This is a genomic window from Aphanothece stagnina RSMan2012 (genome assembly GCF_046764815.1).
Classification (GTDB): Bacteria; Cyanobacteriota; Cyanobacteriia; order PCC-6307; family Cyanobiaceae; genus NIES-981.
Map to the genome: position 1 here is coordinate 44879 of NZ_JBKOUC010000004.1, position 24665 is coordinate 69543.

The window sequence follows — 24665 nt, forward strand, 5'->3', positions numbered from 1 at the left end:
TGGCGCTAGCCCGCCGCGGGCGTCACCGCCGGCCGGTTGAGCACCAGCAGCACGGCGCCCACAGCGATCAGGGCGGGGATATCGCCGAAGAAGTTGGCCTGCTCCATCGGATCACGCAGGGCCTGCACCAGCATCACCAGGCCGTGCACCAGGCTCGACCAGCCAGCGAAGCCGATCAGGCTGCGGTGCTCGGCCGGTGCCCGTGCGGCGAGCAGCAGGAACACCCCCAGCACCGCGAAGGTGGCGAGGATCATCTGCTCGTATTCCGCCTGGCGCGGCATCCACATGAAACCGTCGGGCCAGATCAGCGTGAGCGGGTAGAGCCCCACGGTGTACACGATCCCCACCGCGATCAGCGCGATCCGCAGGGTCTTGTCCGGGTTGAGGATGTCCATGGAGTCCTGCCTGCTGCAACAGCGGCGCAACGCGTGGCTCTCCCTGTGTAGGCAGGATCGGACACCATGGCCACATGGCGGCGCCACGCCAGCTGGCCCACCCAGGCCTCAGGGGCTCGGGCTGACGGCAGGCGTGGTGGCCTCCTGCCGCAGGGCGCCCACCACGCCGTTGCGCTTGAGGGCACTGATCGCCCTGTCGATCCGCTCGGCCGTGGCCTCCGGCAATCCGGGGGAGAAGACGAACGCCTGGGATTCGGGCCGGATCCCCTGCAGCGCCAGGGTGGGCCGGGCGCCCTGCAGCGGTGCGTGGATCAGCAGATAGCGCAGCTGCAGGTTGTCGCCCAGCAGGGCATCGAGGCGGCCCGACACCAGCAGAGGCATCCCCGACTGAATGCCGGCCAGGGGCACGATCGTCACCTTCGGGGCGCTGCTGCCGGCGTTGAGCTCCTGCAGCAGCGCCTCGCTCACGGTGCCGCCGCGCACCCCCACCCGCAGGCCGCGCAGATCGGCCTCGGAACGGATCCTGGCGCTGGGCCCTCCCTGCACCTGCCGGGCCACGTTCACGGTGAGGTAACCCACCAGCAGCGAGGCCGACACGATCCGCACCAGATAGGCCAGCAGCACGATGCCCTGGCCACGGCTGGTGGCCACCAGGGTGTTGCTGCCGGGCCCGGTGGCGAGCACCTGGAACAGGGCGCTGAAGCTGCGCCGGCGCCCCTGGCTGAGGGTGTCGGGGTTCTGGTCGTAGTGCTCCACCCGCCAGGTGAGCAGGGCCAGCAGAGCGATCGCCGCCAGATAGCCACCCAGCAGCTGCAGCAGGGTGGGGGTGAACAGGGCCAGCAGGAAGGAGCGGCCCAGATCCAGCCGGCTCTGGAGCACCATCACCGCCAGGCCGTCCTCCTGGAAGGGCAGGCTGAAGCGGTAGCGCTCCAGCCGCTCGGGGGACACGTTGATGCAGCCCACGGCCACGTCCAGGTCGCCGTTGCGGCTGGCCTCGAGCATCGCCTGCACCGACGGCCACGCCGACACCACATACGGCAGCCGCTCGCGGGTGGCGATCCGGCTCCACAGGTCAATGGCAAGTCCCCGCCAGTCACCGGCGTCGCGGTAGCTGCAGGGGGGCGCCCCGTCCACCATCCCCACCCGCAACACCGGCGGGGCTGGCTCCAGCCGCTCCAGCGCAGCGGCAGCGGCCAGCCCCCCACCTGACCCCAGCGGAACAGCTGGGCTGACCCAAACAGCCGAGCTGACCCATAAAGCCCTGTCCAGCAGCACGCCCACGCGCCAGGCCGCCCACGGGAGCGGGAGGCTCCTGGGGAGGCGGGAAGCCCGGGCCATGAGCTGCCTAGGGGTTGTGGTGGCGGATCTGTTCGATCGCGCTGTCGTGCAGACGGTGTTCATGGTCGCGGCGGGCCGCCCACACCTGTTCCTGGTGCGCCGCGTTGGCCGTTCCTTCCGGGTGCTGGTGCTCGCTCACCTCGGCCAGCTCGGGGCGGTAGGCCCTGTGCTCCTCGTCGTGGTGGCGGGCCCAGGCCACGAACTCAGGGCTCGCCGGGGTGTCGGCGGGGGTGCCTTCGGGAAGGGCTTCGGGAGTGGATTCGGTCATCGCCGCAGCAGGGATTACCTGCTGTTCAACCTAGGCAGCCCCGCCTCGCCGGGGCCACCGCATGGCATGAGGAGATGTGAACCCGCGCCAGTGGACCTGAGCGTCCTCCCTACGTTTTAAGGGGCCCAACGTGGCCCTTGCTTCAGCCTTTGCGCCCCGGGCCTTGCATCCCGGCCTGTCCCCCATGCGCCCGAATGTGGCCCCCCGCGAAGAGGCCCGCCTGGAGGCGCTGAAGGGCTACCACATCCTCGATACGGATGCGGAGCAGTCGTACGACGACATCACCCTGCTGGCCGCGCAGATCTGCGACGTGCCGATCGCCCTGATCAGCCTCGTGGATGCGGAGCGTCAGTGGTTCAAATCCAGGGTGGGCGTCGACGTGCGGGAAACCAGCCGCGATGTGTCGTTCTGCGCCCACGCGATCCTCGGCGAGGAGACCTTCGTGGTGCGGGATGCCCGCGAAGACGAACGCTTCCGCGACAACCCGCTGGTCTGCCATCCGCCCCACATCGTGTTCTACGCGGGGGTGCCGCTGACCACGCCGGAAGGGGCCCGGATCGGCACCCTCTGTGTGATCGATCACCGCCCCCGTGACCTCAGCGACCTGCAGCTCCGCTCCCTCGAGGCGCTGGCCCGGCAGGTGGTGCTCCAACTGGAACTGAAACGGGTGTCCGATCAACTCGCCGGAGCCCTCGAGCGCATCGATGTGATGGAGGAGCTGATTCCGATCTGCTCCTACTGCAAGGGGATCCGCAACGACGACGGCTACTGGGGGACCGTGGAGGCGTTCATCAAGAGCCACGACAACGTGGAGTTCTCCCACGGGGTGTGCGAGGCCTGCATGGCGAAGCATTTCCCGGAAGTGGCGCCCCTGGCCTGACCAGACCTCCAGCCGAAGCCCGTTATCAGGGGTGCAGGATCAGGGGTGCAGGCGGTCGTAGTCGATGCCGGCCTCGACTTCGCGAATCGCCTCGTCAATCGCCTTGAGAGCCTTGACCCGGTGCCCCCCCTTGTCATGGGCGGCCTTCTCCAGGCTGGTCCTGGCCTGGTTCAGGCTCATCAGCGCCGACTTCATGTTGGGTTGGTCGGCAAGCGCCGGCACCTGGAACGCGACGGCCGCCACGGCGAGGAGAACGAGGCGCTTCATACGGTCTTCGATGGGTTTCGGGAGGCGCAGCCGAGGGCCTGGCCACCAGGAATGTAGCCGTGTGCTCTGCGCGGGACATCCCCCTCGACCGCGGGGCGGTGACTCGCCCGTTGTCGTTCTCAGACTTCATCCCCAGCTCGCGCAGCGCCTGATCCTGATCAGTCCCGCCATCGGGTCCCCAGGAGATTGGGCGGTTCATCATCGCTGATGATCGCTGCTCCCGAAACCCACGACCCGATGACCCACGCCCGCCCGCTGTCGGTTCTGCTGGCCGTGCTGGCGGTCACGCTGCTGCCGCTGCAGGGCGTGGCCCGTGCGGCGGAGTCCCCGGCTCTGTCCTCCTGCCGCCAGGCCCGGAGCACGGTGGAGTCGACACGCTGCCTGATCCAGGCCCTCGAAGCTCTGGATCGCACGCTGGACACGGCCCTGGCGGGGGTCGCCACCGAGGCCGCCGGCGTGCCCAGCGAGACCTTCCAGACCCTCTGGCGCGACAACCTCACGACCTTCCACCGCACGAGTGCGGACCCGAAGCAGCAGGCCGAAGCCTTTCGGCAGGAACGGCGCAAGGTGTGCGCCTACGCCAAGTCGATGGCCTTCCAGGGCACCGGCTACGGCATCTTCACCACCACCTGTGAGATCGAACTCACCGAGACCCTGCTGAAACAGCTCGAGCCCTGAGGGCGACCCTCAGTGGCCGCCCGGTGCCTCCTGGTCGCCGTCCACGACGCAGCGCTGGCGGCCGCCGATCGCCAGGACTGTGCGGTCGTCGCGGTTGGTGGTGCGGGACTCGAGGTTGAGGAACACCCGCTCGGCGGGCCCCGCGAACAGCGGTCCGGCATGCCAAGTGCCCGGATGCAGCACCACCAGCCGGCGCGGCGGGATGCTGAAGGCGTGCAGATCCGCGGCGGGGGCAAAGGGGCGCCCGGCAGGATGGTCCGGCCGGGCCACCACCAGGAACCAGGCCTGGTCGTCGATGGCACCGAGCGCCTGGCTCACCCGGCGGTGGCGGGCGAGTTCCGCGAACCCGAGGCCCCGCGGCGGCAGCGTCATCAGATAGAGGCGGGGCGGTCCGCCGCCGAACTGCAGCACCGCATCGCCGGGGCACCAGGGAGCGTCATCGGGCTGGGGCTGGATCACGAACCCGAACGGGGCGAAGGCCGCAGGCGTGAGGGTGGAGGCGATCAGGCCCTGGGGCCGCCCGGCGCTGGCCTCCATGGTCACCGCCCCTGGAGGTGGCGGCTGATCGCCTGATAGGCCGGCAGGGTGGTGGCGTCGTTGTCGGCGTTGCCGGCCACCGGATGGGAGGCGAAGCGGGCGATCACCACGCCGGCCGCCGGATCGATCCAGAGCGACTGGCCGTGCACGCCCCGCGCCATATAGGTGCCGTTGGCATCGTGGCTCACCCACCACATGCCGCGGTAGCTCCAGCCCTGCAGCTGCCGGTAGCCGGCCCGGGCAAAGGCGGCCCGCTCGCCGCCGGCGCGGATGCCACGGATCACCGCAGCCGGGATCACCTGCTCGTCGCCGATGCGGCCCTCGTCGAGCATCAGCTGGCCGACGCGGGCCATGTCCCGCAGGGAGGCGTTGAAGCCGCCGCCGGCGAAGGGGGTGCCGATCGAATCCACGCTGAAGAAGGCGCCCGCGTCAGCCCCAAGCCGGCTCCAGAGGCGCTCGGCCATCACCTCGGTGAGGGACTGACCGGTGGCGCGGCTGATCAGCCAGCCGAGCACGTCGGTGTTCACGGTCCTGTAGCCGAAGGCCCGGCCTTGCTCGCCCTTGCGCTGCACCGTCTGCAGGAATTCGAAGTAGGTGCGCGGGCCGCTGTAATCGGACGGTTTGGGCAGGGCGTTGCCGGCGGCGGCGTGCTGCCACACGCCGGCCTCCGGATCGGCGTAGTCCTCGGAGTAGTCGAGGGCGGTGGTCATGTCGAGCACCTGCCGCACGGTGGCATCCCCGAAGGCGCTGCCGGCCAGCTCCGGAATGGTGGCGCGCACCGGGGCGTCGGCCTGCAGGACGCCCTCCGCCACCAGCATCTCGCCGAGCAGCCCCACCAGCGACTTGGTGAGCGACATGGCGGCGTGGCGGCCCGTGGGCCCGAGGCAGCCGGCATAGCGCTCATACACCACCGCACCCCCGTGCAGCACCACCACCCCGTCGGTGAAGTTGGCGTCGAAGGCCTGGCCCCAGGTCATCGGCTGGCTGGCGCCCCAGGGCTGGAAGCGCACGGCGTCGAGGTCGGTGCGTTCACGGCGGGGCAGGGGCCGCACCGGAGTGAGCCCGCGGCTCACCGCCCGGGTGGGCATCAGCTGGTCGGTGTGGCACACGCTCCAGCGCAGCCGGGGAAAAGTGAAGGCCTGCGGATCGCCGAAGACGATCACCCGCTCGGCCGGCGGCGGCGCCCCCTGCATCCAGCCGAGGGTGCGCGGATCGGAGGAGGCCGCCGTCCAGGGGCGCCCGTCCGCGGCACCCGGCTGAACCAGCGCAGCAGCGGCCAGCAGGGCGGCGACAGGAGATGGGGTGCTCACCGAAGGATCTCGCGGCTGCTTCCAGAGTGCCGCCAGCCCATTCGCGCCGGGCATGGCGATCAGCCGCCCACCACCAGAGCATCGATGATCACGTAGCTCTCCGGGCCGTAGCGGATCACGCTCTGATCGTCGCGGCGTGACACCGCGAAGGACCACCCGGCGGAACCGTCCGCCTGGGCGCTGTCGGCGCCATAGGCGGTGGTGCCCCGGAAGAAGATCGCCCGCTTGCGGCCGTCGGGCTTGGTGATCTCCACCAGGGCGGTTCCGTCCTCGCCCCAACGGCGCTTCACCCCGGCCTGGCAGGTGCCGGTGGGTTCGCCGCCGTCGAAGCCACAGGCCACAGGGGCGGTGGCGTTGTAGTCGGTGCCCGGCACCAGGGCATCGCCTCCATTGGCAGCCGCGCCGTTGGCATCCCCCTGGGGGATCGACACCAGCGTGATGCCATCGACCGTGGCCACGACCCGCCCGCCCAGGGCGGCCGCGGCCCTGGCCTCGGCACAGCCGACCAGCACAGCGCTGTCGTCGAGGTAATTCGCCGTCGCCGCGGTTTCCCCGAGGCGCCGGCAGGGATCGCCCGCCTTGGGGTAGCCATCGCCGAACGGCGCCAGGCGGGCGGGGATGGCCGAGGCCCCCGACGTCGAATCCCCCGAGGCGGAGGGCGAGGCAGGCCCCCCGGCACCGGTGCCGCAGGCCGCCAGGCCAATCCCGACAACCACCGCGAAGGAGGTCCTGGACATCCATTGCAGAGTCGATCGCTGCATCACGCAACTGCCTCAGGGCTTGCCTGAGTGTTCTAGCTCGTTTTCTTCCCCGTTCATTTGACCTGAGACAGTGAAGATTGCTCAAGCGACTCTCCGACAACCCTGCCGCCTCATCAGGCTGAATACACCGAAGAGGAGGCACCCCGACCATGGGCAAGGTCTTCATCCTGGATGAGAATCTGAACGATCAGCTGCTGGGCAGCCGCGGCGATGACTTCGTCCGGGGAAGTACGGACAAGCCTGCCATCTGGATCGGCATCAAGGGTTCGATCAGGCTTCGCGAAGGACATGATCAGATCCGCAGCCGATCCTTCATTCGCTCTTACGGTCCAATCCATACGGGGGCGGGCCGGGATCTGATCACGGGCCGGAAGGGCCTGGAGCTCAGGTACAGAGAGATTAATTCCGCCTATCAAGGGACCATTCAGATGGGGCTCGGTAATGACACGATCAGCGTCCCAGAAGGGCGCCTGTTCATGGGAGAGAGCACCAGCTGCCACACTGGCGCTGGCAATGATGTGATTACCGCTAAGAGCGCCGCCTTGTTCGGAGCCTTCGTGTCAACCGGAACAGGCGATGATCGTTTTGTGATCGAAGAGGATCTCAGCACCGACCTTTTGCGGCTGGAGATGGGCGCGGGCGACGATGAGCTGAGCGTTCTAGGAGTGATGCAATTGTACGACTGGTCGGATGTAAATATGGGAGCAGGAACCGACGTCGTGGATGCATCAGGAGGTGGCCTTGATCTTTTCGAGAATGATGCCGGCTTTGAGTTGAATCTTGGCGAAGGCGATGATCGCTTCATTGGCTTCGCGGCTGCGCCGCCCATCTACGATGACTTTGGAGATGGAATTCTCAGCGGCAATCGAGGCATCGATACCATCGTGTTACCTCAAGGGGTTTACACAGTGACGCCAAACCGGATCAGCACCGCTTCGACCTATCTGCCGTTGCGCGGTTTCGAGGCCCTGGAAGGGATCAACGGCGGGCGGTTCCCCTATGCCACCGGCGTCCTCACGGTCGACAACAGCGGCATCGCCTCGTTCACCGCCGCTGGGGTCTGAAGGAGTCCAGGGCCCTCCAGGCTGCTCGCTGGCTGCTCTCGCCAAGCCGGTCAGGGCAAGGCGAGGGCGGCGACCCCGCGCCGGTGAATCTCGCGGGCGTAGTCGGTCCAGATGCCCTGCCCCCAGTAGCGGAAGCAGCTGGTTTCCAGCAGCAGCAGATGCAGCAGGGCCTCCTGGTAGGCCGGGCTCTGCGTGATGGCGGGATCCTGGGCCACCAGGGGGTCGAACGTCTGATGGAAGCGGGCGCTGAGCTGCTGCATCGGCTCGAGCACGTTGGCGTAGCCCTCCACCCAGCTGAGGTCGTTGGTCCAGGAGGCACCGGCCATGGAGAAGGAGGGATCATTGGCCTGGAGCTTGGCGATGGCCGCCTCCACCGCCGCCGGGGTGGGTGCAACGCCCACCTGTTGCCACAGCCTGTGCTGCCCCACCGCCTGGATCGTGGGGAAGGCGTCGCCCGGCACACCGGCGGCGTCCAGCAGGTCGAGATATTCGGTGCCGTTGATCGCCACCGTGGCCCCATCGCCGGCTCCCTCACGGGCGATCCGCTGATGGGCCTGAAGGAACGCCGGCGGGAACTCGTTCATCATCACGCCACCGTTTTCACCGTCGGCGATCTGCGACACCAACGGCGGAATGGCGATGCCGCCCAGCAGCTGTCGCTCCAGCCCCAGGGCCTGGTAGTAGGGCTGCATCTGGCCCACCAGCTTGGTGTCCGAGCCCTGGGTCTTGATCAGGGCCGTGATGGCCACCTCCTCGCCGCTGGAACTGCGCGCCACCAGGCGGTTGGGGATGAACAGCTGCTCCTGGCGCAGGGCCGAGCCGTCGCGGTTCTCCACGCTGTGCTCCTGCACCAGCAGCCAGCGGTAGCCGCACTCCCGCAGGGCTTGCACCAGGGCGAAGAGCGTGTCGGGATGGTTGGGCAGGGCCATCTCCGGCAGCGAGAACCCCTTCACCCGCTGCAGGGCCTCGGTGCCGAACAGGGCGGCGAAATGGTGCTGCCAGGCCTGGATCTGCAGCTTCAGATCGGGGATAGGCGTGGAGGGCGCCACGGCGTGGCTCCAGAACGTGCCCAGCCACTCCACATGGGGCTGCAGGCTGGGATCGGTGGCCAGGCAGCGCAGCGCCTCGAGGATGTCGGCGCGGCCCATCTGCTCGACACCCCAGAGCAGATTGCCGGAGTAATCCAGCATGATCCGGGGGTTGCAACCCTCGGCGATCAGCTGCGGCAGGATCTCAGCCAGGCGCCGGTAGCAGTGGGCGAACGGTTCGGCGTTGTGGTTGTCCCCCTCGCCCGGGTGCTCGAGCATGTACTGCAGGTGGGAGATCAGCTCTCCGCCTGCGCCGGCCGGAATCGTGGGCTGGTGCATGTGCAGCGCGCAGGCGAAGCCCGAGCGGATCGACTCCAGCTTCAGGTTGGTGCGGGGCAACGCCACCGCACCTGGCGGCTGCACCAGGACGAGGAGCTCGGCTTCGCGGCCGGCGATCGGTGGCAGGGCTTGCTGGCTCATGGTTGGGGGTGTCGGGCGGCGCCGGAGGGCTTGTCCTGACAACCGTGGAGACCCCTTCTAGAGTCTGGCCAGCTGACGGCTCACCTGGTGCGAACGGTCCATCTGATTCTGGCCACCACCCTTCTGGCGCCTGTGGTGATCCCGGGCGCCGCCGTGGCGCAGAAGCGGATTCCCAAACTCCCCGGCTACGACGAGTGTCCGCTGGGCTACGTGAACGACCTCAAGCAGCACTGCAATTCACCCATCTACTACGAGGTGAAGCCCACCGACGGCAAGCCCTGTGATTCGGGCTGGATGAACATCGGGGCGGGCTACTGCAAGAAGAAAGAGCTCGGAATCTTCTGATCTAGCGGAGCACAAACGAATAGCCTCTGTTACTGCAGCGGCTGATCGGCAAGATCTGGCTCCGCCGTGACAGGCCGGCCCAGTACTCCACCCTCAGCTTCGTGTCAGCGTTGCCCATCTTGCTCAGGGTTGGGCTCATGGTCCATGTGGCTCCTGCGGCCAGGCTTCGATCCGGGGTGATCTTCGAGCGCCACTTCTGCGAGAGGGCATCCCAGTAGTCAAGATCCACAATGCGGATCTTGCGGCCCGTGTCGTTGCGCACGCTCAGGTTGATGCGGCAATCGGAACGCGTTTCGGGATTGCGGGCCGTGAGGGTGTGGCTGAACACCTTGTTGTCGGTGCAGGGGCCGCTGCCGAAGCTGGGTGAGTAGTAGGTGGTGGGCTTGAGCAGGCCGGTGAGTTTGTATTTCACCCGCAGCATGGTGTCCTTCCCGCTTACCTTCTCCAGGGTCGAGGTCTTGCTCCACGACTCGCCAGGGGAGAGCTGCTTGTTGATGGTGGGCTCCGAGCGCCAGATCTTCGACACCGGATCCCAGTAATCCAGATCCAGCACGGTGATGGTCTGGCTGGTGCCGTTGCGCAGCCGCGCCGTGATGTCACGGCAGGCGGGCCTCGACTCCTTGTAGATGCGGGTGCGGATGTTGTACTTCGAGCCCAGATTGGCCCCCAGCCCTGCCCCCACACTCACCTGGAACCCCTTGGGGCGACCCACCCGGTCGCGCAGGGCCCGCCAGCGCTCGGTGACGAGCGCAGCTCCGGCCCCCACGCCGATGTCGCCTGACACCATGAAGGCGCTGTATTGCGAGAGGCCCGGGCTGGAGGGATCCACATTCACTCCTGCGATCACATCGCCGCCGATGAATCCCTGGGCACCTGCCCCCGACATGCCGCTGAGATAGAGACGCGGCGGGTCGGAGCCGTTGAGGTCGAACACGAAGCCGCCATCGAAGCCGGCCCCGAGCAACGCCCCGGCGCTGGCCCCCAGCCCCACGTTGAGCGACTGGGGCGGCGAACTTGAACCGTCTTCCGCCACCAGCCGCATGGCCCGCAGGGAGCGCCGTGTCTCGTCGGTGATGCAGCGCTGCGCCACATCGGCCGCCGCCGCCGAATCGCGCTCCCGGATGGCCGTGAGCAGGGCGTTGCGGTTGGCCGAGCGGGCAAAGCAGGTGCCGATGCCCTTGAGGGTGCTGATCAGAGGGTTGTTGCGCCGCACAGTGGCCTCGAGGCTCTCCAGGAGGGAATCGCCTGCGTCGCCTTCCGGCGCATCGATGGGGGGCTCATCGGGCCCCTCCGGCACGCCGGGCCCGTCGGGCTCGTCTGGCAGCTCAGGCTGCTCGGGGATCTCCCCCCAGTCATCGCCATCGCCTCCGCCGGGAGGGGGGGAGGGTTCGTAGATCGGAGGCTCGTCAGGGGCGCCGGGCAGCGCCAGCGCCATCTCCTGGGCGAACCAGGCGTCGTTGTCGAGCTGCACCGGGGTGAGGGTGTAACTCACGGGGAGCATCTGGCCCTGCACCGTCACGGTCAGGTTGCCCTGGGTGTCCACCCGGGCGTTCCAGCGACCCAGCAGGGGCAGATCATCGCCTTGATACAGCCCGGGACCCGTGGGCGTGATGTTGCGGATCACCACCATGCCGGGCTGGATGTTCAGCACGACCATGTGGTTCCAGCCATCCAAGGCGTAGGCGCGGCCGGCCTGGATGCGGATGCGCTTGCCGTTGCTGCTGATCCTCCAGATCCCGTCCAGCGGCATGGGAGCCGTGGCGGGGACCGCCGTGCGGCTTGGCAGAAAGGCCGGAATCCCCACCCCCTGGGCCTGCGCCGCAGCCGGCAGGAGAACCAGCGGGGCCGACAGCAGCGGCGTCAGCAGCAGCGGCAGCCAGCGCCCTCCCCATGACCGCGCCGTCGTGGTCCGTCCATGCAGTTCGGACATGCAGGCGGGGCGCACTTCCTGATGCTTAGCCACGTGATCCCCCATTGCCAACCTCATCTGATCCGGCTCCATCCCGTCAACCCCGGCCTGCCATGGCCGTCTGGTAGGCCTGGAGATTGCGGCAAGGCATCCAGAAACTCATGAAGCCGAGCCGCCTGGAGAAAGCTTCTCCGCGGCACCCCCTGATCTGACGGGCACGCCTGAGTGCCTCCCTGCGGGTGCGGAACATGTCCGCCCCCGGGCCCTGCGATGGCCCGCTGTTGCCGATCGTCAGCGCGTAGGAACCAGCGTTGTCACAGCGCGAGAAGTCCTGGGAGCTGCCAGCCACCGTGGAGCTCCACTGCGCCCCAGACGATGTTTGGCGGAGTGATTTGTAGTAGGGCTTCAGCGTGAAGGCCTTGCCGCCAACGTCGGCGAGATTCTCCCTGTAGGTGTAACTGGAGCCCGGCATGATCTTCTTGTTGGTCAGCTGTTCGGTATCCCAGTCTTCGCTGTGGGGATCGTAGACACGCAAATAGCGGGCCTCGATCGGCAGGTTGGTGTTGTTGTGGATGGTGATGCGAACGTTCTTGCAGGTGTTGAACAGGGCAGCCTGGGCAGGAATGGAAACGCTGCTGAGCGAGGCCACGGCTGCGAAAGTCGCAGCCACTGTGAAGGCTGGAAAGCGAGGAGTTTTCAGTGCGTTGGCCATGGTTGTTCTGCGTGAAGACTCGGCTTTTTGACCGATGTGCACAACGTAAATTCGGTGCTGCTGTCCGCGAAATGGGGTGTTCACCCCATTTGTGCTGATGCCAGGCCGTGATCGATGCAGGCAGAACAGAATGGGCGCAGATCGTGCCATCCACCGCTACATCCATGGCCAGAACAACCGGGTTGCTTGCACTCATCGTTCTGGTGCTCGGCCTGCCCCAACAAGCCAAGGCTGGTGAACCGGGGGACAGCCGCAGCGATGCCGCCCCGCCAGCCATCGCCAGCTGCGTGCTGGAGGCTCCCGGCCGCACCCAGCCCCTGCAGATCCTGGAGGGCGGCATGGTGCTGGGCACCCATCCGTGCAGCGGTGGCCTCTACCTGCTCCCGGCTGGGGAGGAGGCAAGCGGTCCCCGGGAGATGGCCAGGGCCATCACCCTGCATCAGGGTTGGCGCCTGTATGCGCTGATCGGCGCTTCCTGGGCAGGACCCGACACGCTCGAGGTGTGTGGCCGCTTCATCACGGGCATCGGCCCGAGCGGTGCCACACCGTTCACCGCCCGGATCCTGGCCCGGCGCCAGGCCGGACGCTGGCAGACGGAGCAGCCCGTGCTGGCCGACGAGATGGCCAACCAGGGCAAGGGCAACGGCAGGGGCAACAACGGCGATGGGGCCTGCGCGGCCCGGTTTCAGGAGGCGCCCTGATGGCGCGGCAGCGCCACGAAGGCCGAGGTGCCCCTGCCGGGCACGGAACGCAGCTCAAACGGCATGCCCTGGGCGTGACACAACGCCCGCACGATGCCGAGCCCTAGGCCCTCGCCCTCTGAGGCCGTGCCCTTGCAGCCGGGCTGCATCACGCGGGCGAGGGTGTCCGGATCCATGCCCACGCCGTCGTCGTGCACGCGGAACAGCACCCTGTCGCCACGGGGCATGAAACCCACCAGAAGGCGTGACGGCGCCGCATGGGCCAGGGCATTGGCGATCAGGTTGGCCATGATCCGCATCGCGGCCAGCGGCTCCACTCGAATGGTGCTGGGCGGGCAGACGATGCGCAGGCGCACCCCCTGCTGGGCAGCCTGAGCCATGAACATCTGCTCAAGGGTGCGCGCGAACATCTCACTGGCCACCAGCTCAGGCCCGCCGGCGGGGGGGTGCGCAGCCCCATCGCCCATGGCCTCGGCTTCAGGATCCTGGGTGTAGGCCCTGGCCAGACTGGCCACGTAGTCCACGGCCCGTGAGAGCCTGTCAGCCTCCTGGTCATGGCCCGCCCGCTGCAGCTGATCCACCGCGTGCCGCAAGGCCGCCACCGGCTGGCGGAGATCGTGCGACACGGTCTGCAGTTTCGAGCGGTGCCGCGTAGCGACGGTCACGGCCTCCTGGTAGTCCGCCTCCGCCTCGGCCAGGGCCAGCTTCAGCCGGGCCTCGTTGCGCTCGGCCAGCAGGGTCTGCCGCTCGGCGCGGGCCTTCTCCCGGGAGGTGGCCAGCACCTGCCAGATCACGATCGCCAGGGAAAACGCCGCCGAGAGGAGCAGGGTGAAGCGGTTCAGCTGGTTGAAGACCGGCTGGGGCCACCCAGCACCGCCCCAGTGACTCAGCTGCACCGCCGTGGCGAAACCGCCCACCACCGCAGGGAAGGCCCGCGTCAGCCGCCGCTGCCGGGGATCACGGATCGACCAGGTGAGCGGCGGCAGCACCTGCGCGAACAGCATCACCAGGAACAGGACATTCAGCGGCATCCACATCGTGACCAGGGAGATCCGCCGCAACCACAGCGCACTGCTGAGGGGCAGCAGGGCGGTGAGCAGGGCCAGCCAGGCGAAGACCGGCCGCAGCCGCGTGAAACGATGCGAGCCTTCGATGCGCAAAACCACCACCAGATAGCCGAAGGCCGTGGCAAGCGACACGCACAGATATGGCACCACCCAGAGCACGAAATCACCGCCCCCGAGGAGGTGGGCCAGGGTGCCATCGATGCTCGCCACGCTGAGCAGTAACAACAGGGAAAACAGCACATACACCAGCCACTGCAGCTGCTGGCAGGCCGTGATGATGGCGGCGGAAAGGGCGATGGCGGTGATCAGGAAGGTGTAGAACACGCCATCGGCGATCCCCGGCACATGGCCCGGCGTCAGGGCCTGGGCCGCACCGGCGCCGAGCAGAATCACGCCCGCCACGCCACCGCCCAGCAGGATGGCCGCCGGAACTCTGGCGCGCTTGCTGCAGGAGGTGTCCATGCGCGTTCCGGACGGAATCACGGCCAGACCATTCTCCTGAGCTGAGACCCCGGGGCCCATGGGGTGTTCACCCCAACGCGTTGGTGGCGGGGTCGATCAGCCCTTCCCTGAGGGCCCGCGCCATCAACTGCACCACCGAGTGGGCCTCGAGCTTGCTCATCACGCTGGCACGGTGTTTCTCCACCGTCTTGGGGCTGATGTACAGCTCGGCGGCGATCTCCTTGTTCGACTTGCCGGCAACGAGCCGGTTCAGCACCTGACGTTCCCGGTCAGTAAGGGTGCCGCTCTGCTGGCCGAGCCGGATCAGCTCGGTGAACTCCGGCGCCACATGGCGGCCGCCGCTCAGCAGAAGTGGAAACTTCGCCACCATGGCGCTGGGAGGATTGGCCTTGCTGAACAGGCCGTCGGCCCCCGCCTCCACAAGGCCCGCCAGGGTGCCAGCAGCGGCGATCCCGGTGAACACGGCGATGCGGGTGCCCGGGCTCCACTGCCGCAGATCGCGGATGATTTCGGCACCGGTGCCGAGGGGCATGGCGACATCAAGAACCAGAAGATCGGGCCGGTGGTTCTTCACAGCCGCAACGGTCTCCAGCCCGTTCTCCGCCGTGGCGATCACGTTGTACTGAACCTCCTGGCTCTCCGTGCCACTGACCAGCAGATCACGAATCGCATCACGGATAATGGCGTGATCATCGGCAATGATCACCGAGACAATCGATCCGGCCAGCTCGGGATTCAGCATCCGTTCCGTTGATGTTCTGGAGATTGATGGTCTGGGGATTGATGGTCTGAAGGTGGTGTGCACGCTGCACGGTGCACCGTGCAGCGGCAGTTGGGGTGAACACCCCATGGCGGAATGTTCGCCCAACGCGAAGAGTGAGGCCAACCACCCTACCGAAATCCGAGAAAACCCTGATGAAGCGGTTCATCGTGCTGCTCTGCCTTCTGCTCGCTGCCCCATCGGCTCGCGCTGATGAAGCCCTGCGCCTGCGGCAGCGCACCTCGATCAATCAGATCGGTGCGCGACTGCTGGCCTCCCATCTGCGCCACAACGGCATGGCCAACGCGATGGTGTCCGGGCCCTCGCTGTTCTATGGGCTGAGCGTGCTCGCCCTGGGTGCCGATGGTGCCTCGCGCAACCTGCTGCGCTCACAGCTGCTCAGCGATCAAGGGGTGGAGGCCAGCGTGGCCGACATCGCCGGGCCACTGGCGAAGCAGCTCAGCACGGAAGTGACCGCCGGGGAAACCGGCGGCAGCTTCCGCCTCAGCCAGGGGGTCTGGTCCACGAACGGCGCCAGCGGCAGCCAGCCCTTCCTGCTGAAGCGGGAGTTCGTGCTGGCGGCGCAGACTCACTACGGCGCCAGCCACCGGCTGATCGACTTCGAGGCCGCCGGCGCCGCGCAGACCATCAACAGCTGGGCGGAGCAACGGACCAACGGGCTGATCCCTTCGATCATCGACGACCCCACCCTGGCGAAACTCCGCTGGGTGATCCTCAACACCGCGCTGTTTGAAGGAGGCTGGGGAACAGCGATGCAGAGGGTGGCCCCGGGCGGGGCCTACCGCTTCGTGACGCTCGACGGCCGCCCCCAGGCCGCCCGATCGATTCGCAGCGCGAGGTATTCAGCACAGGTTGTGGACCTGGAGGATGGCAGCGTGGCCTTCCAGCTGCCCTTCGCAGGCGAGAAGTATGCCTTCCTCGTGCATGTGCCCGCGGCAGAGCAGAAGCACATCGACCGATGGTTGCTGGAAGCGGCGATTCCGGCCCTGCCCGAAACCACCCAGCGGGTGTTCAGCGGCAACGGTGCCCGGCAGCCGCTGATGGTTCAGCTGCCCAGCTTCAGCTTCAGCGATGGAGTGAGCATGGTGACTGGATCACCCATCGCGGCCGATCTGGGGCTGGCTCCTCTGTTTGACAGCAGCGCCAACCTGGATCGGCTGTCGGCACAGCCCAGCCAACTGGGGCTCGTGCGGCACCACAGCCGGATCGAGCTGAACGAGAACGGGGTGCGGGCCGCCGCCACCACCCTGATCGGCGGGATCCGCAGAACCTCAATCGGCCCGGTGTCTCCCACCCGGCAGATCGTGGTGAACCGGCCGTTCGTGTTCGCGATCGTGGCGCGGGCCTCCCAGACGCTGCTGTTCAACGGGGTGCTGATGGCACCGCCGCCCGATGCAGCGCGCTGAGAGCGGGTGCCACCGCGTTCAGTCCTGCTCCAGCCGCCGCCGCGATCCCACGGTGGCGTGAGAGGCCAGAAGGGTCAGCCAACGCATCCGATCGCATCGGCGCAGGAAACCTGCCGCGGCCTCAGCGATCGACAGACGCCTGCTCCCCTGCCGGGGGGTCCTGGTTGAGCAGGGCCAGCACCTGCTCGTCCCTGAGCTGGTCGAAGTGCTCGTACCACAGGCCCACGGCCCGGAGATCGTCCACAGCGGCCAGGGCCACCAGACGATCCACCAGCGGCTTCAGCTCGGCGGCGACCTGGCGATCCACCACCGGCACCGCCAGGGCCAGCGAGGCCGGCTCCAGCCGGCGCAGGGAGAGCAGGGCCGCCTGCATGGTCATGCCGGTGGCGATGCCGTCGTCCACCACGATCAGATGCCGGCCCCGCAGCCGATCCGCCGGCGGATCCCCAAGAGCTGTTGCCGGCGCCGCAGTTCCTTCTCCTGCGCCGCCAGCCAGCCGTGCAGGTTGGCGCTGGTGGCCCGGCGGCGTGCTCCCTCCCCGTTGCGCCACACACCACCCCAGCGGCGGCCACCGCGCCGATCGCCAGCTCCGGCGAGGCCGGATCGGCGACCTTGCGCACTGACCAGGTGGCGACGGGAAGGCCCAGGCGCGAGGCCATCGCCGCCGCCACCGGCACACCCCCGCGCGGCAGCGCCAGCAGGGTGGTGTCGTGGGCGCGGCCCCGGTGATCGGCGAAAGCGGACGCCAGGGCCAGACCGGCCTGGTGGCGGTCGGTCCAGAGAGGGGGTCGCGCAGCCATGGCGTGAAGCGGGGTGAGGGATCGAGGCACCAGAGGGGCAAGCCAGCCAGGGCCGACGCCGTTGCTACCACGAGGTGGAGGGAGAACCGGGATGCGGCGGTGCTGCCCATGGGCGGTGCTGCCCGTGGTCTGCCTCGATCACCCTGCCTCAGAGACAAGCGTCATGTTTCGCTCCCGTGAAGAACGCGTGGCCGACGGCAAGAGGCTCCGGACCTCCCTGCCGCGCGATGCCCATGGCGCCTGGGCCCCAGCGGCCGAAGGGCGCGATCCGATCGCCATCCTCGAGAACTCCAATGCCGGCCGCCTGAGCAGCCTCATCCCCATCCGCTACGGCCGGATGCTGCGCAGTCCGTTCACGTTCCTGCGCGGTTCCGCCGCCCTGATGGCCGCCGACCTGGCGACCACGCCCAGCACCGGGCTGCAGGTGCAGGCCTGCGGCGATTGCCATCTGCTCAACTTCGGGCTCTTCGCCACACCCGAGCGCAATCTGGTCTTCGATCTGAACGACTTCGATGAAACCCATCCAGCCCCGTGGGAATGGGACCTCAAGCGGCTGGCCGCGAGTTTCGTGGTGGCCGGGCGGGATAACGATCTGCCTGACAAGCAGTCCAGGCAGGCCGCCATGGCCTGTGTGCGCTCGTACCGCGAGAACCTGCGCAAGTTCTCGCGCATGAGTCCGCTGGAGGTGTGGTACTTACGGCTGGACATGGAGGAGATCATCGCGGCGGCGCCGGATGGGGAGGCCAGAGACAGGCGCAAGGCGCTGGCCGCCAAGGCTCGCCAGCGCATCACCGAGAACGTGTTCCCCAAGATTGCCGCGATCGTGGGCGGCCAGCCCCGCTTCGTGGATCAGCCGCCGGTGCTCTATCACGTGGCTGAACCCGATATGGAGGAGCGGGTTCTCGAAGGGCTGGAGGATTACCGCGAGAGCCTCTCCCACGAGCGCCGCGTGCTGCTCGATCGTTATCAGTATGTGGACTATGCGATGAAGGTGGTGGGCATCGGCAGCGTGGGTACCCGCTGCAATGTGGCCCTGCTCTATTCGGAAGAGAATCACCCCCTGATCCTGCAGGTGAAGGAGGCCCGGCATTCGGTTCTCGAGCCCTACACCCAGCCCTGCACCTACGAGAATCAGGGGCAGCGGGTGGTGATGGGGCAGCGGCTCATCCAGTCGTCGAGCGACATCTTCCTGGGCTGGGTGCGGGGACGGCATGGCTACGAGTTCTTCGTGCGCCAGCTGCGTGACATGAAGCTCTCCGTGCCGATCGAAGGTCTCGAGGCGGATGAACTCAGCCGCTACGCGGCTCACTGCGGCTGGAGCCTGGCCCGGGCCCATGCCAGGTCGGGAGATTCGGCCACGATCAGTGGCTATCTCGGCAAGGGTGACGCGTTCGACGAAGCCATGGCGGATTTTGCCGTGGCCTATGCCGACCAGACGGAGCGCGACCATGCCGCCCTGGTGGAGGCGGTGAAGCAGGGGCGCCTCGAGGCCCTGGTGGAAGAGGACCTCTGAGGCAGCGGGGGCCGGCATCATGGGCCCGGAGCTTCCGGCCCGCCATGCGCCCTTTCTTCTTGCCTGCCCTGGTCGGGATCGGCCTGGCTCTCTCCAGCTGCGGGGAGAGCCAGGCGCCCCGGCAGGAGGCTGCCGCCATCACCGGGCCCATCCAGATCGAGCTGGATCCGGGCGACCCCTCCCTGAGTTTCGGCGTGCTGCCCCGCGGCGAGGAGCGCACGGTGTTCAAGGTGGGCTTCGGCAAGAAGGGCGTCACCTGCGCCGGCAGCCGCTTCGAGGAGGGCTACACGCCGCTGGGGCGGTTCAAGGTGAATGCGATCCTCAGCAACGACCGCTTCGTGATGGAGCCGGCCCTGATTGCCCGGTCGGGCAAATCGGAGGCCGAGCTCAAGGCCACCCTCTTCCGTGACATGAACGCGATCGACTTCAGCGGCGATGGCGAAACCGGCGAGTACGGCCTCGGCTACGTGAGCCTGGCCCCGGTGGACAGCGTCAAACAGCCCTTCGCCTTCAACACCTACGACGGCAAGTTCCGCTGGTACAGCTTCGCCATCCACGGCAGCAACAACGACCAGCGCATCGGCCAGCAGGTGACCGGCGGCTGCGTGAACGTGGCCGAGCCGGTGCTGCGCACGCTGCTCAGCACCGTGAAGCTGGGCGATGAGGTGGTGATCAGGGCCAAGGGGCCGTGCACCCCGTGACGGCACCACGGCGCGCAGGCAGGGCTGCTCAGAAGGAGTGTTCCGTCTGGCCGGCGAAACGGCCGGCATAGCTCTCGCTGCCCTGCAGCTGCTGGAACACGAACTGGCAGATCGCTGTACCGGGATGCACGGCCAAGGGAGCGGGGCCGAAGTTGCTCATCTCCAGCACCTGCTGGCTGTCGATGCCCGGCCCCATGAAGGGGGCACTGATGTGGACCATCAGGCCCAGGCGCGCGAAGCGGCTGCGGCCCTCCAGCCAGCCGCAGAGGCCGGGGCCCAGACGCAGCCGCTCCTGGGTGATGCCGAGCACGGTTTCGCCGGGCATGATCAGGATGTGCTGGCCCTCGGGCACCACGATCTTCTCGGTGAGCTGCCGGTAATCGGTGTGCTCCCGCACCTCGATCACCGCATGCACCTTGCGGAACACGCGGAAGGTGGGGGCGAGGGTGAGGTCGAGCGAGGCGGGGCCCAGCCGCTCGGGATCGAAGGGCGTGACCGTGATGGCGCCCTGCGCGATCGCCTCCAGAATCGCCTCTCTCCCGAGCACGGCCATGGTGGTACCTGGGATGGGCGGAGCTGGATTGTCTCAGGCGGTGGGTGCGCCGGGGATGATGGACGCCTTCGCCACAAGCAACGCCATGAAGCTGCCGGAAGGATGGAGGGTGTGGCTGGGGGTGCTGGCGCTCAACGGCCTGGCGGGCGCGATGTGGTTTGCCAATCGGGATATGGCGCGTCCCGAAGCCGGCGGCAGCCTCTGGGCCATCCTGCGCTCGCTCGGCTCCGGTGGGGCGGGCTGAACAGCCCCGCCGCATCCACATCAACCCTGAGGCTGACCTCGCGGGCTACCGCGGCACCCGCCGAGCCCTGATCCGGTGCTTGCCGTTCTGCATTGAGGCCGCGACCCAAGGCTCTGGCGACAGACATCCCCCCATACGGCTATGGCACCACGACGCGCGGCGGCAGGTTGAGCTGACGGATGCGCCGGGCGAAACCCCGATCGTCGAAGGAGGCGATGGCTTCGCAGCCGCGGCAGCTGGCGTGATGCAGGGCGTCAGCGAAATCCAGTCCAGACGCCAACCCAGCCACGGCCTGCTCCAGGGCTGGGCGATCTTCGATCTGCAGGTCTGCGTGATGCAGCAGCTGTTCGAACACCTGCAGCACCTGCTGCACCGGGAAGCCGTAGTAACCACGCAGCAGCCACTCCAGTTCCAGAGCCACGGACTTGGGCAGGAACAGCTTCTGGCCGGATTCGATCAACTGGCGCGCTGCTTCTCGCTGACGCTGCGTGGCGGCATCGGCTTGAGCTTCTTCGACGAAATAGCGAGCCAGCACATTGGTATCGAGCCCGATCATGGATGCAGGAGGCTGGCCGGATCGAAGTCGACCGGTACCGGCGGGCGTTGACTCTTGAGCAGGCCAAAGCCGCTGGTGCTCACCGGTTGCCGGGGCTTGCAGGGCCGCACTTCGATGTGGTCACCCACCAGCTGGAAGCTGACGCGACTGCCCCTGGCCAGGCCCAGCTGCTGGCGCAGGGCCTTGGGAATGGTGACCTGCCCTTTGCTGGTGACTGAGCTGGAGCTGGAGGCGTCCACAGCCGGTCCTGCGCTGGTATTACCTGGTAATACTAGCTGGCGTGGATGGTGGGCTTGGTGCTCAGCGGCAACGGCATCACCCGCTACGGCGATGGGCGTGACGCGCCGCTGCAGCTGTGCCGCCAGCGGCTGGACGGGTTCCGCGAGCAACGGGGTGAGGAGTTGGCCCGATCATCCCCAGGAACCAGCTCGGAGCCGGTGATCTCAGGTAACTCAAGGCCCCTTCCAGTCTGATTCCCACTGCATTCCGGCTCTGTCAGATGGGATGTGGTGAATGACCTGCTGATAATGCCCTGGCACAGCGTCTGGAGTTGGTGCAGACCCTGTGGGACTCGATGAAAAGAACCTACTGAGGCTTTTCAAGTCTGCGGGGCGGCTTGATCACGGCACGGGCCAGATCCGCGTCGGTGATCTCGGGGATCTCGGCATATTCCTCAGGTTGAATCACATGCGCATCCACATACTGAAGATCCGAACGGATCGGATCTTCAGGTGAAGTGGCGACGAAAACGAAGTTGCTCTCTTGCATTGGCCTTGCGCATCGAAATGATATGGCGATAAATGGGACGCTGGGTGTAGATGATCACGACCATGCGGCCCTCCAGCAGCCCGAGGCAGACGGTCCGGATCTCACCATAGTCGCGCCTGAGGTCCTCAAACTCAACGGTACGCCCCGCAAACACACGTTCAGCATCAAGAAAGTCGAGGCCTCGCTGCTCGAGGGTGCGGAGGCGCTTGAGGGGATCAAAGCCGATCACCGTGTTGCAGCCATGGGCAGGAGGCCAGGGCGGGCTCCCCAAGGGGGCTGGTCATGAGCAACGCAGAACCGAGCCTCGACCCACAAGTGCCACCCCCCGTCACACCCCAGCGAGGATGGCCCCATACCCTCCTCCACCTACGAGCGCCTCCGGCACACCATCGCCGAGCGGATGCGCATGAGACCCATCGACCAACCGCTGATGCTCATGGAACTGCTGGGCCATGGGTTTGCCAGGGAACAGCCAGCCCGGCCCCGGCGCAGGACATCGCCCGGCGGATCCTGGGAAACGGATGGTGGGCCGCGTGCTCATCCAAAAGATCGGCCGCACTGCCCCCAGCCCTCAAAGATCCAGGCTGCCGATCAGCTCCTCGATTGAGCAGCCCACCAGACCGGCCACGTCCTTGAGGATCTGCCGCAAGGTGCCAACCCTCAGCGGCTTGTGGGCCGGAATCGTGAGGTGCTGCTGCTGGCCGGCGGCATCTCGGGTCAGCCGCATGTGACTGCCTGTTTGTCGGGTCACCGCGTAACCATGGCGCTGCAGGCGCTCAGCAAGGAGCTGGCCGTTGACGTCCCGCGGAATCCTCACAGGGCCAGCAGTTCCTGCCTCACGTGATGGAGGCGGATCAGGGGTGGCGCCTGGCCGGGATCGAAGTGGCAGACGACGGCGTCGCGGATCTCCCGGTGGAGCTCCTCGAGAGTGTCGGCCTCGGTGTGGATCGCGGCACCGGCTGCGCTGGCCCGGTAGGACCCATCCTCCGCTTCCTCGACCACGAAAAGGATTTCCTGCATGACGCCCTCCAGCGGCACCAGTCTGGCAGTGGCGGGCGGGATGCTGCCCCTGTCTGGGCAGAGGGACTGGGGCGGCACACCAGCACCCAGAGCCGTGTTGACTGCAGCCGCCACGCGCCCGCACCAGAAGGGATCCCAGCAGGGGCGCCAGCCTGACGGGCCGCCCAAAGACGACCCTGGCAGATGCGTACGGGAGCCGCAAGGATCAACCCATGACCCATCACACCCCCAGCCAGGATTCCCCTCCCTACCAGCTCGATAAGACCCTGCCCAGAATGGCGGCATGACCAGCGCCGCCGCGCTACCGATCGACCAGCGCCTCCAGCGGATGGCGGCTGTGATCCGGCAAAGGATCCCAGGCGCCGAAGTGCGCTTGTTCGGCTCCCGGGCGCGTGGCACAGCGGGGCCGGAATCGGACATCGACCTGCTGATCACCGCACCGGATGCCTGGCTTGAGGGCCACCAACGCTTCGAGGTGCTCAACCAGCTCTGGGACGAGCTGGCCCAGGCGGATGTGTCCCTTGATCTGTTGCTCTATTCCCAGAAGGAGTGCGTGGAGCGCCGCCACTGGCGCAGTCACGTGATCGGCAGGGCCTACCGGGAGGGGCGGGTGCTGGATGGTGCTCTCTGAACCGGAAGGCCTGGTGAAGATCGCCGCAGCCGACCTGGAAACGGCTGAGGCCAGCAGTGATCCAGCGGTATTCCGGGAGGGTGCCTGGGGGTTCTGGCTTCAGCAGGCCGTGGAGAAGGCGTTGAAAGCCTGGCTGCTGCATCTGGAAGTCGATCCGCCGCTCACCCATGATCTGCGTCGTCTGGTGCTGCTTCTCGCCGCAGCCGGTGTGAGCACGGCAGATCTGGAGCCGCTGGCTCGGGTCACCGTCTACGCCGTGCAGTTCCGCTATGACGCTGATCCCACCCCTCTGGGGCTGGATCGAGCGCACTACAACCGACAGGTGAATGCGCTGCTGGCGCGTGTCAACGCACTGATCCTGCCAGGTTCTGACAGTGACCCTTGATGGGGTCTCCCATGCCCCCAAACCCCTCCCCCACCTACGAGCGCCTCCGCGACTACATCGCCAAGCGCATGCGCATGAGCCACATCTACCAACCGCTGATGCTCATGGAACTGCTGGGCCGCCACAGCCCGGCCCCGGCGCAGGACATCGCCCGGCGGATCCTGGGGGAGGACGTGACCCAGATCGACTACTACACGGAACGGGTGAAACGGATGGTGGGCCGCGTGCTCACCGGCAACGGCATCACGCACTACGGCAACGGCGCCTACAGCCTGATCGGGGGCGACGAGCTGAGCGACACCGAGCGCGACGCGCTGCAGCAGCTGTGCCGCCAGCGCCTCGATGCCTTCCGCGAGCAGCGCGGCGAGGAGGTGTTTGCACACCGCTCACGAACTCGAACCCCAGTCAGCGGCTCGGTGAAATACCGGGTGCTCACCCGCGCCCGGGGCCGCTGCGAATGCTGCGGCGCCCATGAGCACCAACGGGCCCTGGAGGTGGACCACATCGTGCCGAAAAACCAGGGCGGCTCGGATGACATCAGCAACCTGCAGGCGCTCTGCTTCCGCTGCAACGCCGGCAAGCGCGACACAGACAGCACCGATTTCCGCGGCGTCCAGGCCAGCTACGGCCACCGCGAGGAAGGCTGTGTCTTCTGCGCACTGGAGGAGAGCGGGCGGGTGCTGCTGGAGAACGAGCTGGCGCTCTGCATCGCCGACGCCTACCCGGTGAGCGAGGGCCACAGCCTGGTGATCCCGCGGAGGCATGTGGCGGATGGGATGGCGCTGCACCAGCCGGAGTGGAACGCCGTGGTGGCACTGCTGCAGCAGCGGCGGGAGCAGCTCATCGCGGAAGACTCTTCGATCAGCGGCTGGAACGTTGGGCTGAACTCAGGCGAAGCTGCCGGGCAGACGGTGTTTCATGCGCACTTGCATCTGATTCCGAGGCGGGGAGGGGATTGTGAGCAGCCGCGGGGAGGGGTGCGGGGGGTGATTCCTCAACGACAGAGGTATTGACAGCGAACCCAGCGCTCAACGCTGCCCCTGAGTAGCATTCAAGTCCCTTGATCTTAAACAAGACATCGGTGGCAGGCTGTCCAATCGAGGGG

General features: G+C 67.4%; 32 protein-coding genes. 12 read left to right on the forward strand and 20 right to left on the reverse strand.

Annotated elements, in window-relative coordinates; genetic code table 11:
- Nucleotides 1-5: 5 nt before the first annotated feature.
- From ACLNEE_RS03840 to ACLNEE_RS03850, 3 genes are all read right to left on the reverse strand, one after another.
- On the reverse strand, nt 6-395 hold the full coding sequence (locus ACLNEE_RS03840) for a DUF6632 domain-containing protein (RefSeq protein WP_411421516.1): 390 nt from the start codon (nt 393-395) through the stop codon (nt 6-8).
- A 108-nt stretch (nt 396-503) separates the two neighbouring features.
- On the reverse strand, nt 504-1676 hold the full coding sequence (locus tag ACLNEE_RS03845) for a transporter substrate-binding domain-containing protein (RefSeq protein ID WP_412006793.1): 1173 nt from the start codon (nt 1674-1676) through the stop codon (nt 504-506).
- Nucleotides 1677-1740: 64 nt separating this feature from the next.
- The gene (locus ACLNEE_RS03850; RefSeq protein WP_411421514.1) at nt 1741-2001 is read right to left on the reverse strand and encodes a hypothetical protein; all 261 of its coding nucleotides are present in this window, start codon (nt 1999-2001) and stop codon (nt 1741-1743) included.
- Nucleotides 2002-2197: 196 nt separating this feature from the next.
- Between ACLNEE_RS03850 and ACLNEE_RS03855 the strand changes: the two genes are divergently transcribed.
- On the forward strand, nt 2198-2881 hold the full coding sequence (locus ACLNEE_RS03855; protein WP_412006794.1) for a GAF domain-containing protein: 684 nt from the start codon (nt 2198-2200) through the stop codon (nt 2879-2881).
- Between the two features lie 39 nt (nt 2882-2920).
- Here ACLNEE_RS03855 and ACLNEE_RS03860 read toward each other — a convergent pair whose 3' ends face one another.
- The gene (locus ACLNEE_RS03860) at nt 2921-3148 is read right to left on the reverse strand and encodes a hypothetical protein (protein ID WP_411421512.1); all 228 of its coding nucleotides are present in this window, start codon (nt 3146-3148) and stop codon (nt 2921-2923) included.
- Between the two features lie 207 nt (nt 3149-3355).
- Between ACLNEE_RS03860 and ACLNEE_RS03865 the strand changes: the two genes are divergently transcribed.
- A complete protein-coding gene (locus ACLNEE_RS03865) occupies nt 3356-3826 on the forward strand; it encodes a lysozyme inhibitor LprI family protein (protein WP_411421511.1) in 471 nt (156 codons plus the stop codon).
- A 9-nt stretch (nt 3827-3835) separates the two neighbouring features.
- On the opposite strand, the gene ACLNEE_RS03870 is transcribed toward ACLNEE_RS03865, so the two are convergent.
- The 3 genes from ACLNEE_RS03870 to ACLNEE_RS03880 are packed head-to-tail and all read right to left on the reverse strand — an operon-like array spanning nt 3836 to nt 6410.
- Entirely contained in the window at nt 3836-4363 is a 528-nt protein-coding gene (locus tag ACLNEE_RS03870; RefSeq protein WP_412006795.1) for an ureidoglycolate lyase, read from the reverse strand.
- A gap of 2 nt (nt 4364-4365) precedes the next feature.
- Nucleotides 4366-5727, reverse strand: coding sequence for a serine hydrolase domain-containing protein (locus ACLNEE_RS03875; RefSeq protein ID WP_411421510.1), 1362 nt, complete (start codon nt 5725-5727; stop codon nt 4366-4368).
- Nucleotides 5728-5732: 5 nt separating this feature from the next.
- Nucleotides 5733-6410 (reverse strand): hypothetical protein, encoded by a 678-nt coding sequence (locus ACLNEE_RS03880; RefSeq protein WP_411421509.1) that lies wholly within the window; start codon nt 6408-6410, stop codon nt 5733-5735.
- A gap of 173 nt (nt 6411-6583) precedes the next feature.
- Here ACLNEE_RS03880 and ACLNEE_RS03885 point away from each other — a divergent pair, with 173 nt between their 5' ends.
- Nucleotides 6584-7498 carry a hypothetical protein gene (locus tag ACLNEE_RS03885; protein WP_411421508.1) on the forward strand — a complete coding sequence of 305 codons (915 nt, stop codon included), beginning with the start codon at nt 6584-6586 and terminating at the stop codon, nt 7496-7498.
- 50 nt (nt 7499-7548) lie between these two features.
- Here ACLNEE_RS03885 and ACLNEE_RS03890 read toward each other — a convergent pair whose 3' ends face one another.
- Nucleotides 7549-9006, reverse strand: coding sequence for a glycosyl hydrolase family 57 (locus ACLNEE_RS03890; protein WP_411421625.1), 1458 nt, complete (start codon nt 9004-9006; stop codon nt 7549-7551).
- A gap of 87 nt (nt 9007-9093) precedes the next feature.
- On the opposite strand from ACLNEE_RS03890, the gene ACLNEE_RS03895 reads away from it, so the two are divergent.
- A complete protein-coding gene (locus ACLNEE_RS03895) occupies nt 9094-9351 on the forward strand; it encodes a hypothetical protein (protein WP_411421507.1) in 258 nt (85 codons plus the stop codon).
- A 1-nt stretch (nt 9352) separates the two neighbouring features.
- Here ACLNEE_RS03895 and ACLNEE_RS03900 read toward each other — a convergent pair whose 3' ends face one another.
- Together ACLNEE_RS03900 and ACLNEE_RS03905 are read right to left on the reverse strand one after the other, a co-directional pair.
- Nucleotides 9353-11281: a hypothetical protein gene (locus ACLNEE_RS03900; RefSeq protein WP_412006796.1), complete on the reverse strand. Its 1929-nt coding sequence runs from the start codon at nt 11279-11281 to the stop codon at nt 9353-9355.
- 76 nt (nt 11282-11357) lie between these two features.
- The gene (locus tag ACLNEE_RS03905; RefSeq protein ID WP_411421504.1) at nt 11358-11972 is read right to left on the reverse strand and encodes a hypothetical protein; all 615 of its coding nucleotides are present in this window, start codon (nt 11970-11972) and stop codon (nt 11358-11360) included.
- A 164-nt stretch (nt 11973-12136) separates the two neighbouring features.
- Between ACLNEE_RS03905 and ACLNEE_RS03910 the strand changes: the two genes are divergently transcribed.
- Nucleotides 12137-12673: a hypothetical protein gene (locus ACLNEE_RS03910; RefSeq protein ID WP_411421503.1), complete on the forward strand. Its 537-nt coding sequence runs from the start codon at nt 12137-12139 to the stop codon at nt 12671-12673.
- Here the strand turns inward: ACLNEE_RS03910 and ACLNEE_RS03915 are convergent.
- Together ACLNEE_RS03915 and ACLNEE_RS03920 are read right to left on the reverse strand one after the other, a co-directional pair.
- Complete coding sequence (locus ACLNEE_RS03915; RefSeq protein ID WP_411421502.1) at nt 12658-14202, reverse strand: sensor histidine kinase; 1545 nt, start codon at nt 14200-14202, stop codon at nt 12658-12660. The genes ACLNEE_RS03910 and ACLNEE_RS03915 overlap by 16 nt on opposite strands.
- A 67-nt stretch (nt 14203-14269) precedes the next feature.
- Nucleotides 14270-14944, reverse strand: coding sequence for a LuxR C-terminal-related transcriptional regulator (locus ACLNEE_RS03920; RefSeq protein ID WP_412006797.1), 675 nt, complete (start codon nt 14942-14944; stop codon nt 14270-14272).
- Nucleotides 14945-15117: 173 nt separating this feature from the next.
- Here ACLNEE_RS03920 and ACLNEE_RS03925 point away from each other — a divergent pair, with 173 nt between their 5' ends.
- A complete protein-coding gene (locus ACLNEE_RS03925; RefSeq protein ID WP_411421500.1) occupies nt 15118-16389 on the forward strand; it encodes a serpin family protein in 1272 nt (423 codons plus the stop codon).
- Between the two features lie 121 nt (nt 16390-16510).
- Here the strand turns inward: ACLNEE_RS03925 and ACLNEE_RS03930 are convergent, their stop codons facing one another.
- Both ACLNEE_RS03930 and ACLNEE_RS03935 read right to left on the reverse strand, forming a co-directional pair.
- Complete coding sequence (locus ACLNEE_RS03930; protein ID WP_412006798.1) at nt 16511-16795, reverse strand: hypothetical protein; 285 nt, start codon at nt 16793-16795, stop codon at nt 16511-16513.
- A gap of 2 nt (nt 16796-16797) precedes the next feature.
- A complete protein-coding gene (locus tag ACLNEE_RS03935; RefSeq protein ID WP_412006799.1) occupies nt 16798-16941 on the reverse strand; it encodes a hypothetical protein in 144 nt (47 codons plus the stop codon).
- A gap of 411 nt (nt 16942-17352) precedes the next feature.
- Between ACLNEE_RS03935 and ACLNEE_RS03940 the strand changes: the two genes are divergently transcribed.
- Nucleotides 17353-18702 (forward strand): DUF2252 domain-containing protein, encoded by a 1350-nt coding sequence (locus tag ACLNEE_RS03940; protein ID WP_412006800.1) that lies wholly within the window; start codon nt 17353-17355, stop codon nt 18700-18702.
- A gap of 44 nt (nt 18703-18746) precedes the next feature.
- Nucleotides 18747-19403, forward strand: a complete 657-nt coding sequence (locus ACLNEE_RS03945; protein WP_411424275.1) for a L,D-transpeptidase — start codon at nt 18747-18749, stop codon at nt 19401-19403.
- 28 nt (nt 19404-19431) lie between these two features.
- Here the strand turns inward: ACLNEE_RS03945 and dcd are convergent, their stop codons facing one another.
- The gene (gene dcd, locus ACLNEE_RS03950) at nt 19432-19956 is read right to left on the reverse strand and encodes a dCTP deaminase (protein ID WP_411424274.1); all 525 of its coding nucleotides are present in this window, start codon (nt 19954-19956) and stop codon (nt 19432-19434) included.
- Here dcd and ACLNEE_RS03955 point away from each other — a divergent pair.
- Nucleotides 19955-20200, forward strand: coding sequence for a hypothetical protein (locus tag ACLNEE_RS03955; protein WP_411424273.1), 246 nt, complete (start codon nt 19955-19957; stop codon nt 20198-20200). The genes dcd and ACLNEE_RS03955 overlap by 2 nt on opposite strands.
- 139 nt (nt 20201-20339) lie before the next feature.
- Here the strand turns inward: ACLNEE_RS03955 and ACLNEE_RS03960 are convergent, their stop codons facing one another.
- From ACLNEE_RS03960 to ACLNEE_RS03980, 5 genes are all read right to left on the reverse strand, one after another.
- Nucleotides 20340-20756, reverse strand: a complete 417-nt coding sequence (locus ACLNEE_RS03960; protein WP_411424272.1) for a type II toxin-antitoxin system VapC family toxin — start codon at nt 20754-20756, stop codon at nt 20340-20342.
- Nucleotides 20753-21145 carry an AbrB/MazE/SpoVT family DNA-binding domain-containing protein gene (locus ACLNEE_RS03965; RefSeq protein WP_411424271.1) on the reverse strand — a complete coding sequence of 131 codons (393 nt, stop codon included), beginning with the start codon at nt 21143-21145 and terminating at the stop codon, nt 20753-20755. The genes ACLNEE_RS03960 and ACLNEE_RS03965 overlap by 4 nt, the downstream gene beginning before the upstream one ends.
- A gap of 338 nt (nt 21146-21483) precedes the next feature.
- Nucleotides 21484-21753 (reverse strand): BrnT family toxin, encoded by a 270-nt coding sequence (locus ACLNEE_RS03970; RefSeq protein ID WP_412006801.1) that lies wholly within the window; start codon nt 21751-21753, stop codon nt 21484-21486.
- Between the two features lie 342 nt (nt 21754-22095).
- Nucleotides 22096-22341, reverse strand: a complete 246-nt coding sequence (locus tag ACLNEE_RS03975) for a type II toxin-antitoxin system HicA family toxin (RefSeq protein WP_411424268.1) — start codon at nt 22339-22341, stop codon at nt 22096-22098.
- The gene (locus tag ACLNEE_RS03980; protein WP_412006802.1) at nt 22338-22562 is read right to left on the reverse strand and encodes a 2-oxoisovalerate dehydrogenase; all 225 of its coding nucleotides are present in this window, start codon (nt 22560-22562) and stop codon (nt 22338-22340) included. The genes ACLNEE_RS03975 and ACLNEE_RS03980 overlap by 4 nt, the downstream gene beginning before the upstream one ends.
- Nucleotides 22563-22827: 265 nt before the next feature.
- Between ACLNEE_RS03980 and ACLNEE_RS03985 the strand changes: the two genes are divergently transcribed.
- Genes ACLNEE_RS03985 through ACLNEE_RS03995 form a run of 3 tightly spaced genes read left to right on the forward strand, consistent with a single transcriptional unit; the run spans nt 22828 to nt 24573 of the window.
- The gene (locus ACLNEE_RS03985; RefSeq protein WP_411424266.1) at nt 22828-23175 is read left to right on the forward strand and encodes a nucleotidyltransferase domain-containing protein; all 348 of its coding nucleotides are present in this window, start codon (nt 22828-22830) and stop codon (nt 23173-23175) included.
- The gene (locus ACLNEE_RS03990) at nt 23162-23560 is read left to right on the forward strand and encodes a HEPN domain-containing protein (RefSeq protein ID WP_411424265.1); all 399 of its coding nucleotides are present in this window, start codon (nt 23162-23164) and stop codon (nt 23558-23560) included. The genes ACLNEE_RS03985 and ACLNEE_RS03990 overlap by 14 nt, the downstream gene beginning before the upstream one ends.
- A gap of 11 nt (nt 23561-23571) precedes the next feature.
- Nucleotides 23572-24573, forward strand: a complete 1002-nt coding sequence (locus ACLNEE_RS03995; RefSeq protein ID WP_411424264.1) for an HIT domain-containing protein — start codon at nt 23572-23574, stop codon at nt 24571-24573.
- Nucleotides 24574-24665 lie beyond the last annotated feature (92 nt).